The sequence below is a fragment of the Streptomyces sp. NPDC057900 genome (genome assembly GCF_042887885.1).
GTDB lineage: Bacteria > Actinomycetota > Actinomycetes > Streptomycetales > Streptomycetaceae > Streptomyces.
Map to the genome: position 1 here is coordinate 339124 of NZ_JBHVOI010000007.1, position 12692 is coordinate 351815.

Annotated in this window: 11 protein-coding genes; 3 read left to right on the forward strand and 8 right to left on the reverse strand. The window is 68.2% G+C overall.

Annotated features, from left to right (window positions below; genetic code table 11):
• Positions 1-117 precede the first annotated feature (117 nt).
• Together dop and arc are read right to left on the reverse strand one after the other, a co-directional pair.
• Positions 118-1629, reverse strand: a complete 1512-nt coding sequence (gene dop / locus ACFVQ0_RS26175) for a depupylase/deamidase Dop (RefSeq protein WP_390091630.1) — start codon at positions 1627-1629, stop codon at positions 118-120.
• A 239-nt stretch (positions 1630-1868) separates the two neighbouring features.
• Complete coding sequence (gene arc, locus ACFVQ0_RS26180) at positions 1869-3635, reverse strand: proteasome ATPase (protein ID WP_390091631.1); 1767 nt, start codon at positions 3633-3635, stop codon at positions 1869-1871.
• A gap of 241 nt (positions 3636-3876) precedes the next feature.
• Between arc and ACFVQ0_RS26185 the strand changes: the two genes are divergently transcribed.
• The gene (locus ACFVQ0_RS26185; RefSeq protein ID WP_024490916.1) at positions 3877-4188 is read left to right on the forward strand and encodes a ferredoxin; all 312 of its coding nucleotides are present in this window, start codon (positions 3877-3879) and stop codon (positions 4186-4188) included.
• A gap of 40 nt (positions 4189-4228) precedes the next feature.
• Here the strand turns inward: ACFVQ0_RS26185 and ACFVQ0_RS26190 are convergent, their stop codons facing one another.
• The 3 genes from ACFVQ0_RS26190 to ACFVQ0_RS26200 all read right to left on the reverse strand — a co-directional run bounded on the left by ACFVQ0_RS26190 (position 4229) and on the right by ACFVQ0_RS26200 (position 7276).
• Positions 4229-4828 carry a hypothetical protein gene (locus tag ACFVQ0_RS26190; protein ID WP_390091632.1) on the reverse strand — a complete coding sequence of 200 codons (600 nt, stop codon included), beginning with the start codon at positions 4826-4828 and terminating at the stop codon, positions 4229-4231.
• A gap of 231 nt (positions 4829-5059) precedes the next feature.
• Positions 5060-5965, reverse strand: coding sequence for a tRNA (adenine-N1)-methyltransferase (locus tag ACFVQ0_RS26195; protein WP_024490918.1), 906 nt, complete (start codon positions 5963-5965; stop codon positions 5060-5062).
• Between the two features lie 60 nt (positions 5966-6025).
• On the reverse strand, positions 6026-7276 hold the full coding sequence (locus ACFVQ0_RS26200; RefSeq protein ID WP_390091652.1) for a site-2 protease family protein: 1251 nt from the start codon (positions 7274-7276) through the stop codon (positions 6026-6028).
• Positions 7277-7447: 171 nt separating this feature from the next.
• Between ACFVQ0_RS26200 and ACFVQ0_RS26205 the strand changes: the two genes are divergently transcribed.
• Positions 7448-8293, forward strand: a complete 846-nt coding sequence (locus ACFVQ0_RS26205; protein WP_390091653.1) for a RecB family exonuclease — start codon at positions 7448-7450, stop codon at positions 8291-8293.
• A gap of 9 nt (positions 8294-8302) precedes the next feature.
• Positions 8303-8974, forward strand: coding sequence for a response regulator transcription factor (locus tag ACFVQ0_RS26210; RefSeq protein ID WP_311306640.1), 672 nt, complete (start codon positions 8303-8305; stop codon positions 8972-8974).
• A 48-nt stretch (positions 8975-9022) separates the two neighbouring features.
• Here ACFVQ0_RS26210 and ACFVQ0_RS26215 read toward each other — a convergent pair whose 3' ends face one another.
• The 3 genes from ACFVQ0_RS26215 to ACFVQ0_RS26225 all read right to left on the reverse strand — a co-directional run.
• Entirely contained in the window at positions 9023-10624 is a 1602-nt protein-coding gene (locus ACFVQ0_RS26215) for an ABC transporter substrate-binding protein (RefSeq protein WP_390091633.1), read from the reverse strand.
• A 384-nt stretch (positions 10625-11008) separates the two neighbouring features.
• Positions 11009-11710 carry an HAD family hydrolase gene (locus ACFVQ0_RS26220; RefSeq protein WP_390091634.1) on the reverse strand — a complete coding sequence of 234 codons (702 nt, stop codon included), beginning with the start codon at positions 11708-11710 and terminating at the stop codon, positions 11009-11011.
• 121 nt (positions 11711-11831) lie between these two features.
• The coding region (locus ACFVQ0_RS26225) for a vitamin B12 dependent-methionine synthase activation domain-containing protein (protein WP_390091635.1) at positions 11832-12692 on the reverse strand (861 nt) is incomplete at its 5' end.

Consider the following 12692-nt stretch of genomic DNA (forward strand, 5'->3'; position numbering starts at 1 on the left):
GCTCACCCCGCTCGGTTCGAAGCACTTGATCAGACCCTACCTACGGGGTCCGACATTGGCCCGGTACTTGTCTCAACGTCCGGAGGTCATCGGAATGATTCCCAGCCGACGGCCCTTTCAGCCGCCCGCGAGCACCCGGACCAGCTCTTCCGCGGTACGACAGCGGTCCAGGAGGTCCTTCACGTGCTCACGGGTGCCCCGGAGCGGTTCCATGGTGGGCACCCGCTGCAGGGAGTCGTGGCCCGGAAGATCGAAGATGACCGAATCCCAGGAGGCCGCCGCGACGTCGTCCGCGTACTGCTCCAGGCAGCGGCCGCGGAAATACGCCCTGGTGTCCTCCGGAGGTGCTGTACGGGCCTGCTCGACCTCGTTCTCGTCCAGCAGGCGGTTCATCCTGCCCCGGGCCGCCAGACGGTTGTACAGACCCTTGTCGGGCCGTACGTCGGCGTACTGGAGGTCCACCAGGTGCAGGCGGGGCGCGTCCCAGTCGAGGCTGTCGCGGCGGCGGTAGCCCTCCATGAGCTCCCGCTTGGCGATCCAGTCCAGATCGCGCGACAGGCTCATCGGATCGTTCTCCAGCCGGTTGAGCGTGTCCTCCCAGCGGACCAGGATGTCCCTGGTCTGCTCGTCGGCGTCCGCCCCGTACCGCTCCTCGACGTATTTGCGGCCGAGCTCGAAGTACTCCATCTGGAGCTGTACAGCGGTGAGTGTCCGGCCGCTGCGCAGAGTGACCAGCTGCTGGAGATCCGGGTCGTGGGACACCTGGTGCAGCGTCCGCACCGGCTGGTCGACGGCCAGGTCGACGTTGATGAAACCGTCCTCGATCATGGAGAGGACCAGCGAGGTGGTGCCCAGCTTGAGGTAGGTGGAGATCTCCGAGAGGTTCGCGTCGCCGATGATCACATGCAGCCGGCGGTACTTCTCGGCGTCCGAGTGGGGTTCGTCGCGGGTGTTGATGATCGGCCGCTTGAGCGTGGTCTCCAGGCCGACCTCGACCTCGAAGTAGTCGGCGCGCTGGCTGATCTGGAAGCCGTGCTCGTGGCCGTCCTGGCCGATTCCGACCCGTCCCGCTCCGGTGACGACCTGGCGCGAGACGAAGAACGGGGTCAGGTGGCGCACGATGTCCGAGAACGGGGTCTCCCGCTTCATCAGGTAGTTCTCGTGCGTGCCGTACGAGGCGCCCTTGTTGTCGGTGTTGTTCTTGTACAGGTGGATCGGCAGGGCGCCGGGCAGCTGGGCCGCGCGTTCGGCGGCCTCGGCCATGATGCGCTCGCCGGCCTTGTCCCAGAGGACGGCGTCCCTGGGGTTGGTGATCTCCGGGGAGCTGTACTCGGGGTGTGCGTGGTCGACGTAGAGCCGTGCCCCGTTGGTGAGGATGACATTGGCCAGGCCGATGTCCTCGTCCGTGAGCTGACTGGAGTCGGCGGTCTCGCGGGCGAGGTCGAAGCCTCGCGCGTCTCGCAGCGGGTTCTCCTCCTCGAAGTCCCAGCGGGCGCGGCGCGCCCGGTGCATCGCCGCCGCGTAGGCGTTGACGATCTGGGACGAGGTGAGCATGGCATTGGCGTTGGGATGGCCGGGCACGGAGATCCCGTACTCGGTCTCGATGCCCATTACTCGCCGTACGGTCATGCGGCCCTCCTTGCCCGGCGGCGCTCCCTTCCGGGAACGGCGCTCAAGTACCGCTGCTTGTCCGGTGCGTGCGCGGTTTTGCCCGTACCCGCACTGCGCGACCGGGCGGTATCCATGAGCCTAGAGCGCCTCTGTGCTGGTGGGGAGATCAATTACGTCATTGCTGCGGTGTCGGCGCAGCTGTCCGGAAAGCAACCGGCTGCGGATGCCCGGCCGGGCATCCGCAGCCGGTCTGCGTTCTACAGGTACTGCCCGGTGTTTGCCACCGTGTCGATGGACCGCCCGGTGTCCGCGCCCTGCTTTCCGGTGACGAGTGTGCGGATGAAGACGATCCGCTCACCCTTCTTGCCGGAGATCCTGGCCCAGTCGTCCGGGTTGGTGGTGTTCGGAAGGTCCTCGTTCTCCTTGAACTCGTCCACACACGCCTGGAGGAGATGGGAGACGCGAAGGCCCTTCTGGCCCTGGTCGAGGAAGGCCTTGATAGCCATCTTCTTGGCCCGGTCGACGATGTTCTGGATCATCGCGCCGGAGTTGAAGTCCTTGAAGTACAGGACCTCCTTGTCGCCGTTGGCGTATGTCACCTCAAGGAAGCGGTTCTCCTCGGACTCGGTGTACATCCGTTCGACGACCGACTGGATCATGGCGTGCGCGGCGGCTTCCTTGGAGCCGGTGTGCTCCGCGAGGTCGTCGGCGTGCAGGGGCAGCGAAGGCGTGAGGTACTTCGCGAAGATGTCCTTCGCGGCCTCCGCGTCCGGACGCTCGATCTTGATCTTCACATCGAGGCGGCCGGGGCGCAGGATCGCGGGGTCGATCATGTCCTCGCGGTTGGAGGCGCCGATCACGATGACGTTCTCCAGGCCCTCGACGCCGTCGATCTCGGCGAGCAGCTGGGGGACGATGGTGTTCTCCACGTCCGAGCTGACGCCGGATCCCCGGGTGCGGAAGAGCGACTCCATCTCGTCGAAGAAGACGATGACGGGGGTACCCTCACTCGCCTTCTCGCGGGCACGCTGGAAGACCAGGCGGATGTGGCGCTCGGTCTCACCGACGTACTTGTTGAGGAGTTCGGGACCCTTGATGTTGAGGAAGTAGCTCTTGCCGGCGGGCTGGCCGGTGACTTCGGCGACCTTCTTCGCCAGGGAGTTGGCGACGGCCTTGGCGATGAGCGTCTTGCCGCAGCCGGGCGGGCCGTAGAGCAGGATGCCCTTCGGCGGCCGCAGTTCGTGCTCCTTGAAGAGGTCCGGGTGCAGATAGGGGAGCTCCACCGCGTCGCGGATCAGCTCGATCTGGTCACCCAGGCCGCCGATCTTGTCGTAGTCGATGTCCGGGACTTCTTCGAGGACGAGTTCTTCGACCTCGCTCTTGGGAACGACTTCATAGACGTAGCCGGACCTGGGTTCGAGCAGCAGGGCGTCGCCGGGGCGGATGGTGATGTCCAGCAACGGCTCGGCGAGCCGCACCACCCGTTCCTCGTCGGTGTGCCCGACCACCAGGGCTCGTTCGCCGTCCTCAAGGATCTCCTTGAGGGTGACGATGTCCCCGGCCCGCTCGAATTCCATGGCGTCGACCACGTTGAGCGCTTCGTTGAGCATGACTTCCTGGCCGCGCCGGAGGTCTTCGAGCTCAACGCTGGGACTGACGTTCACCCGGAGCTTGCGGCCCCCGGTGAAGATGTCGCAGGTGCCGTCCTCGTTGGCCTGCAGGAACACACCGAAGCCGGCCGGTGGCTGTGCCAGCCGGTCGACCTCTTCCTTGAGGGCCACGATCTGGTCGCGGGCCTCGCGGAGTGTGCTGGCGAGCCGCTCGTTCTGGGCGGACACGCCTGCGAGGTTGGTCTGGAACTCGACGATCCGCTCTTCGAGAATCCTCGTATGCCGCGGAGAGTCGGCGAGCTTACGTCGCAGGACGGCGATTTCCTGCTCAAGATAGGCGACCTGGCCGGCTGGGTCATCGGACCCCCGTCCGGGCCGGATGCCGCGGTTGGTGTCGTCGTCGTGGGCTGCCACGGTCCTCACCTCCTCCAAGGGGAGCTGGACGCTTCCTGACCCTACCTGGGTGGGTGATGATTGAAACCCCTAGATCACAAAGACTGTGAGGCGTGTCCGATCTTCACCCTTGCGCTCTCCCTCGTGTCAGGGGAATACCCACCCTTCAACATCGGAAAGCGGCCGGTTGTATCGTCGAAGTGTTCAACACCCGTCAGGGCTGGCTTTTTTTGGTTCGGATACGCAGGAAACGGCAGGCGAAATGACCGCGCAGCAGGACGCTCCCACCGGTGGCGACACGCAGGACCTGGAGGTCTGGATCGATCAGGACCTCTGCACGGGGGACGGCATCTGTGTGCAGTACGCGCCCGAGGTCTTCGAGCTGGACATCGACGGACTCGCCTATGTGAAGAGCGACGGGGACGAGCTGCTGCAGGACAAGGGCGCCACCACCCCGGTGCCGTTGCCGCTTCTCCAGGACGTGGTCGATTCGGCCAAGGAGTGTCCGGGCGACTGTATTCATGTACGACGTGTTTCGGACAGGGTCGAGGTCTTCGGTCCCGAGGCTGCCTGAGCCGTCGGCCGGGGCGGCCGGTGGCTGCCCGGGGTGGGCGTCAGGCGTTGCCGCCGACCGAGCCGTCGGAGTCGTCGGACAGGCTGTTGCGTACGAAGGCGCCGTTCTGCCACTGCCAGGTGACCTTCTCCTGCTCGTCGGGGCAGCAGGACGGGACAGCGGCCGAGGAGTAGCCGAGGAGCGTCGCAGAGACGACGCCCTCACGCACGGTGAAGTCACCGACGCTCATCTTCTGGGCGGGGTCGACCAGGGTCGCGACGATCCTGGGTGCGGCCCCGCTTTCCTGTGTGAGGACGTAGACGCCGCTGGGCGGCGTGCCCAGTCCGGCCGTGCAGTGGACCACCGCGACGGTCTCCGGGCGGCCGTCGCCGTCGAGGTCTCCGGGGGCCTCCTTGGCGACCGTGTTGCCGCCGTCGCCGCACTTCAGGGGAAACGCCGCGCGGGCGGGGTCGGGCGGGGCCACGGGGGCCGTGCCGTGCTGCACCGCGGTGCGGTGGGGCGTGGTGGAGGCCGAGGCGGTCGTGTCGGGCTGGAGCAGGCCGGCTGCCGCGACGACGGCCGCCATGGCAGCCGCGGTGGCGAGCCAGTGCAGCGTCGTGGAGTCGGTGTGCGCGAGGTCCGGGAGCGCGGAGGTCTGCACGCGGGATGTCTCCTGTGGTTCCTGTGGTGCGGAATGCCTGAGCGGCGGTGCCGTCGGCGGCCGGGTGGCGAGTGGCCAGCATCGTGCCACACCTCACACATCAGCGGAACGGTGGGGTCCCTGGGGATTGCCCGCCTCCGGTGCGCCGGTACCGGGCACAACGAAAAGGCGCCGCCGCCGAGTTCCCCGGTCTGTGCGGGAACTCGGCGGCGGCGCGAACGCGTTGCCGGGTCAGTCGGCGGCGGTGCCGCTCTGGCTGCCGGGTCCGCTGTAGTCGTCGCCGTAGGCGCCCTTGGAGGGGCGGCGGCGGCGCGGCGGGGCCTGGACCCCGTCGGCCAGCCGGCGGGCGGTGACGAGGAAGCCGGTGTGGCCGATCATCCGGTGGTCCGGGCGGACGGCGAGGCCCTCGACGTGCCAGTTGCGGATCATCGATTCCCAGGGCTGCGGTTCCGCGAAGCAGCCGATCTCACGGATGGACTCGACCGTGCGGGAGAGCTGTGTGGTGGTCGCCACGTACGCGCAGAGGATGCCGCCCGGGACGAGCGCCTTGGAGACGGCGTCCAGGCACTCCCAGGGCGCGAGCATGTCCAGGACGACGCGGTCGACGTCGGTCTCCGTGAGGTTGTCCTGGAGGTCTCCGACGGTGAGCTGCCAGGCGGGGTGCGGGCTGCCGAAGTAGCGCTCGACGTTCTGCTGGGCGATCTCGGCGAAGTCCTCGCGGCGCTCGTAGGAGTGCAGCATGCCCTGCTCGCCGATGGCGCGGAGCAGGAAGGTGGAGAGGGCGCCGGATCCGACCCCGGCCTCCACGACGCGGGCGCCGGGGAAGATGTCGCCGAAGGCCAGGATCTGCCCCGCGTCCTTGGGGTAGACCACGGCGGCGCCGCGGGGCATGGACAGGACGTAGTCGGGGAGCAGGGGGCGCAGCGCGAGGTAGACGACGTTCCCCGTGGTGCGGACAACACTGCCTTCGGGAGCACCGATCAGCTCGTCGTGCGAGAAAGAACCCTTGTGGGTGTGGAAGTTCTTTCCGGCTTCGAGCGTGAAGGTGTAGTGGCGTCCCTTGGGATCGGTGAGCTGGACCTGGTCCCCGACCTTGAAGGGCCCACGTCGGCGGGCGGCACCGGTCGGTTCAGACATGTGACCAGCGTACCGGTGTTTCCGTGGGCTCCGACCGCGTGTCCGGGTACCGGCGCCGGGTCAGGCGGCGGGGCGGGCCATGGCGGCGACGAACGCCCGTTCCACGTCGGCCGTGGAGAGTACGCCGTAGATCTCGCCGGTGTCCTCGACGACGAGGTATTCGGTGGCGGGGCTGGCCTTGAGCCGGTCCAGGAGGGCTTCGCCGGCGAGTTCGGCGGAGACCTTCATGCCGTCGGTGAGGTCCTGGGCGAGGCCGCTGACGGCGACCCAGGGGCGGCGGTGCTCGGGGACGGCGACGATGGCGGCCTCCCGGACGACGGCCTTGGGTTCGCCGCTTCCGTCGACGACGACGAGGGCGCGGGCGCCCGCCTCGTTGGCGCGGCGCAGTGCCTCGGAGAGCGGGGTGGCGGCCTCGACCGGTACCGCGCGCCTGGTGAGGGCGCGGGCCCGCAGTTCGGGCAGGTGCTCGCGGAGCCGGGCCATGCGCAGGCTGTTGCCCGCTCCGGTCCAGATGATGGCGGCGAGGACCGCGGCGAGCAGGGCGTCGATGACGGTGTCCATGCCGCTGAGGCTGTCGGTGTCGTTCCCGAAGGACCCGGTGCGGGTGAGGAGGGGGATGCCGACGAGGGTGACGACGGCGAGGGCGCGGCCGACCCAGGCGGCGGCGACGGTGCCGCTCATCGGGCGGCCGGTGATCTTCCAGACGACGGCGCGGAGCATCCGGCCGCCGTCGAGCGGGAGGCCGGGCAGCAGGTTGAAGGCGGCGACGATGAGGTTGGAGATCATCAGTCCGCCCAGGAGCACTCCGGGGACGGTGCCGCGCTCGACGTAGTTCAGCGGGATGTAGAAGAGGCCGCCCAGGACGAGGGAGAGCAGCGGGCCGACGAAGGCGAGGACGAACTCGCGCCCCGGGGTCTCGGACTCCTTCTCGATCTCGGAGACGCCGCCGAAGAACTGGAGCTGGATGCGGCGCACCGGCAGTTTGTAACGCAGCGCGACCACGGTGTGCGCGAGTTCGTGGACGAGTACGGAGGCGTAGAAGGCGATGGCGAAGAAGAGTGCGACGAGGTAGCGCGCCGCGCCCAGGCCGGGCAGGACCCGGTCGAGCTGGCCGCCGAAGACCCAGGTGATCAGGGCCGCGACGAGGAACCAGCTCGGTGCGACGTAGACGGGTACTCCGAAGGGGCGGCCCATCAGGATGCCGCCTCCGGGCTCTTCGCGGCGCGGTGGTTTGCCCTTGCCGGGGCCGGCGGCGGGGTCCGGTCCCCCTGCGCCGGGCTGCGGCCGCCCGCTGTTGCCGCTCTCGTCCACGGGGTCCCTTCGGTCGGTGCCGTCCGGCACGATCATGCAGTGTTCGGGGGTCTGTGGTCGATGGTATGCCGGTTGTTGTCAGTGGCGGGTCGTAGGGTCTTCGTCATGACCTCAGTGCCGCGGCCGCCGCAGCCGCCCTCGTCCCTTTCGCCGTCGCGGGCGAGCGACTTCATGCAGTGTCCCCTGCTGTACCGCTTCCGGGTCATCGACAAGCTGCCGCAGAAGCCCAGTGAGGCGGCTACCCGGGGGACGCTGGTCCATGCGGTGCTGGAGCGGCTGTTCGACAATCCGGCGACGGAGCGGACGGCCGGCCGGGCCACGGCGCTGATCCCGGGGCAGTGGGACCGGCTGCTGGAGTCGAAGCCGGAGCTGTCGGAGCTGTTCGCGGAGGATCCGCGGGGTGAGCGGCTGTCGCGGTGGCTGTCGGAGGCGGAGCGGCTCGTGGAGCGCTGGTTCTCGCTGGAGGATCCGACGCGGCTGGAGCCGGCCGAGCGGGAGCTGTTCGTCGAGACGGAGCTGGAGTCGGGGCTGCGGCTGCGCGGGGTGATCGACCGGATCGACGTGACACCGGCCGGCGATGTCCGGATCGTCGACTACAAGACGGGGAAGGCGCCGCGTCCGGAGTACGCGGAGGGCGCGCTCTTCCAGATGAAGTTCTACGCGCTGGTCATCTGGCGGCTGAAGGGTGTGGTGCCGCGCCGCCTGCAGCTGGTGTACCTCGGCAGTGGGGACGTGCTGACGTACGACCCGGTGGTGGCGGATCTGGAGCGGGTGGAGCGCAAGCTGCTGGCCCTCTGGGAGGCGATCTCGCTGGCCACGGAGACCGGTGAGTGGCGGCCGAGGCCGACGAAGCTGTGCGGCTGGTGCGACCATCAGGCGCTCTGTCCCGAATTCGGTGGTACTCCCCCGGTCTATCCGCTGTCGGTACGCCCGGCGGATCCGGAGCAGGATGTCCAGGGCAGAATGGACCCGGTCCATGCTGAGGCCGGCCGGCCTGTGGCCCTCGAAGGACCTTAAGGAGACTCCGTGGCGATCCGCGTCCTACTGGTCGATGACCAGCCTCTGCTGCGCACCGGCTTCCGGATGATTCTGGAGGCGGAGGGTGATCTCGCGGTGGTGGGTGAGGCCGGTGACGGTCTCCAGGCTCTCGACCAGGTGCGGGCGCTGCAGCCCGATGTGGTGCTGATGGACATCCGGATGCCGAGGATGGACGGCGTGGAGGCGACGCGCCAGATCAGCGGTCCCGGCAAGGACGGTCCGGCGAAGGTGCTGGTGCTCACCACGTTCGACCTCGACGAGTACGTGGTGGAGGCGCTGCGCGCGGGTGCCAGTGGGTTCCTGCTGAAGGACGCCCCGGCCAATGAGCTGGTGCAGGCGATCCGGGTGGTCGCGGGCGGCGAGGCGATGCTCGCCCCGAGTATCACGCGCCGGCTGCTGGACAAGTACGCGGACCATCTGCCGTCCGGCGAGGAGCCGGTTCCGGACACGCTCAACACGTTGACGGACCGCGAGGTGGAGGTCCTGAAGCTGGTGGCGCGCGGCCTGTCGAACGCCGAGATCGCCGCCGACCTCTTCGTCAGTGAGACGACGGTCAAGACGCATGTGGGCCATGTGCTGACGAAGCTCGGACTGCGTGACCGGGTGCAGGCGGCGGTGTACGCCTACGAGAGCGGGCTGGTGCGCCCCGGCGCCCAGTGACCCCGCCGGGCGGCCACCGGGGGTGAGGGCCGGGACACGGTCCGGGGCTCAGTCGGTGCCGCGGCTCAGTTCCCAGAGCTGGAGGTCGGCGGAGGAGTTGACCGCCCACTCCACGCCGCTGAGGCCGTCGAGGGAGGCGACGTACTGCTTGCCCTGCCAGACGGGAAGGACCGGGACGTCCTCCGCGACGATGTCCTGGAGCTGCTTGAAGGTCTTGGCGGCGACGCTGCGGTCGGCCTCGCGGCGGGACTGCGGGATGAGCGTCTTCTGGGCGAGGGCCGACTTGTAGGGCGAGTTGAGGAAGTTGTTCCTGTCGAGGAACGGCGCCGTGTAGTTGTCCGGGTCCGGGAAGTCGGGGAACCAGCCCATGCCGTAGGCGGCGTACTCGCCGCGCAGTTCGGCCGGGCGGTACTTCTCCCAGGGGGTGCCCGCGACGGTCACGTCGAACAGGCCGGTGTCGTTCAGCTGCTTGCGCAGGGTCCTGAACTCGGCCGCGGTGGCGTCGCCGTAGTGGTCGGTCGTGTAGTGCAGGGTGAACTTCACCGGAGTGTGGATCCCGGCATCACGCAGGATCGCGGCGGCCTTGGCCTTGCTGGGCTCGCCGTACTTGTTGAAGAACGAGTTGGTGTGTCCGGCGATGCTGGACGGGATCAGCGAGTACAGCGGTTCGGCCGTGGTGCCGTACACCTCGCTCGCGATCTGGCCCCGGTCGATGACCTGGGCCATGGCCTGGCGGACCGCCTTGTTCTTCACGGCGGGGTCGTCGGTGTCGAATCCGAGATAGCTGATGGCGAGGCCGGGCATCTCGGTGAGCTTGATGCCGTCCTGGGGGTGCTCCAGCATCTTCTGCGACTGCTCGGGCGACATGGTGCGGGTCATCATGTCGATCTTCTTGTCGTCGAGCGCCTTGCCCATGGCGGTGGCGTCGGGGAAGAGATCGAGTTCCACCTTGTCGTTCAGCACCTTGAGATCCCCCTTGTAATGGGGATTCTTCGTGAAGACGACTTTCACGACCTGATCGTTCTTCACTTCCGGCTTCATCGTGTACGGTCCGGAGCCGTCCACCTGGAATCCGTCGCGCGGGGAGCCCGCCGGGTATTTGGCGGGCTGGACTATTCCGGCGGGCGGGGTGGCGAGCTTGTAGGGGAAGGTCGCGTCCGAGGTCCGGAGGTGGAATATGACCTCGCGCTCGCCCTTGGTCTCGACGGTGTCGATGTTGTCGAGGAGCGCGACGGGTCCGTTGGTGGACTTGATGCGGATGACGCGGTCGATGGAGTACTTGACGTCCTCCGCGGTGACCGGGCTGCCGTCGGCGAATTCGAGGCCGCTGCGCAGCTTGCAGCGGTAGCTCTCGTTCCCCGTGTCGGTGAAGGTGCAGCTCTCGGCGGCCTCCGGCACCGGCTCGCCGCCGCCGCGCGGGATGTGCATCAGCGTCTGCACGGTCTGCCGCAGGACGTTCCAGACGCCCGCCTCGTAGCCGATGGCGGGGTCGAGCGGGGCGGGGGCGTCCTTCGAGCCGACGAACCGGTCCGTGGTGCCGACGACGATGGCGCCGCCGCCGTCGCTCCCACCGTCCGACGCGCCGCAGGCGGCGAGTACGGGCGCGAGCAGGCCGACGACGGCCGGCAGCACCAGCGTCTTGCGGTTCATCTTGGACGTTCTCCCTCATGCGGTCATGGAGAAAACGACATTAGTAGGCGCCATCGGCAATGCCGGACCGGGGCCGCCCGGTGCGTAATCGGGTGGTGACGGGAATGCGAGGAGCACGGTTTCCGGGATGCCGGAATGATTCGTACAGGGATTCATGAACCAGGACACTTGGGTACGCCAAAACGGACAGCCCAGCGAATCCCCCGAACACGCTGTCGGCCATTCGGGTGAGGAAGGTCACTTCAATTCAATCAATAGGAGCAGAGCGAGCGGTTCCAGCTATTGACATGCACCCGACTTACTTGCACGTGAGCGCGACAGGAACTGCACTTCCGATGCCGAGAGATTTTCCATTCATTCACAGAAATACTCTCGGTGTACGAATCAGCGCGCTCCCGTGACCAGGCCCCTGAGGAATGCCAGATCGACTTCTTCGAGAGAACTCACGACGACCCGGCCGGGGGCGGGGGCGATCGGTGACACCGACGGCACGGCGACCACCCGGCACCCGGCGGCCTCGGCGGCGGCCACTCCGGTCGCGGTGTCCTCGATGACCGCGCAGAGCCGGGGGTCGGCCCCGAAGCCGCTCGCGGCGGCGAGATACGGCTCCGGGTGCGGCTTCGTCCGGGTGACTTCGTCGCCCGCGACGGTCAGCGCGAAGTGATGGTGGCCCACGGAGTCCAGCACCCGGTCGATGATCCGCCGGTGCGAGGCCGAGACCAGGGCGGTGGGGATACGGTTCCTGCCCAGCTCTGCCAGCAGCCGGGCCGCTCCGGGCATCAGGGGCACCCCGAGGCCGATGCGCTTCTCGAAGCGGTCGTTGAGCAGCACGGTCAGCTCGGGGAGCGTGATGTCGGCGCCGGTGGACTCGATCAGGTATCCGGCGCTGCGGGTCATCGGGCCGCCGACGACCACCTCACGCCATGCCTCGTCCAGCGTGTGCCCGAGGTCGGCGAAGACCTCCTTCTCGACGTCCCACCAGAAGCCCTCGGTGTCGACCAGGGTGCCGTCCATGTCGAGAAGCACGGCCTGCAGGGCAGCACCCTCGGCCGTACGGCTCAAGGACGCGGGAATCGTACTGGTCATATTCCGGCACACCTTTCATGGGGCGAGAAGGCCGGCCACCGTTCCCCCGAGGGACGGTGACCGGCCTGCACTGGACCGACCAGTGTACGACTCGTCCGGCTACCACGCGTTGAACGGAGCCCTACCGCGCGTTGAAGTACTTCGCCTCCGGGTGGTGGATGACGATCGCGTCGGTGGACTGCTCCGGGTGGAGCTGGAACTCCTCGGAGAGGTGCACACCGATCCGCTCGGGCTGGAGCAGGTCGGCGATCTTCGCCCGGTCCTCCAGGTCGGGGCAGGCGCCGTAGCCGAGGGAGAAGCGCGCGCCCCGGTACTTCAGCGCGAACATGTCCTCGACATCGGCCGGGTCCTCCCCGGCGAAGCCCAGCTCCGAGCGGACCCGGGCGTGCCAGTACTCCGCGAGTGCCTCGGCCAGCTGGACGGAGAGCCCGTGCAGCTCCAGGTAGTCGCGGTAGGCGTTGGCCTCGAAGAGCTTGGCGGTCTCGCCGCCGATCCGCGATCCGACGGTGACGACCTGGAGGCCGATCACGTCCGTCTCGCCGGACTCCTCCGGGCGGAAGAAGTCCGCCAGACAGAGGCGACGGCCGCGGCGCTGGCGCGGGAAGGTGAAGCGGGTGCGCTCCGAGCCGTCCTCGTGCAGCAGGATCAGGTCGTCGCCCTTGGACACGCACGGGAAGTAGCCGTAGACGACGGCCGCTTCCAGCAGGTTCTCGGTGTGCAGCTTGTCGAGCCAGCCGCGCAGATGCGGGCGGCCCTCGGTCTCGACCAGCTCCTCGTACGTGGGTCCGTCACCGGCGCGGGCCTGCTTGAGGCCCCACTGACCCTTGAAGAGGGCGCCTTCGTCGAGCCAGGACGCGTACTCCTTGAGCTGGATGCCCTTGATGACCCGGGTGCCCCAGAACGGCGGAGTCGGAACCGGGTTGTCGACGGACACGTCGGAGCGGACACCCTCCTCCGGCTCCTCGACCTCCAGCACGGCGGT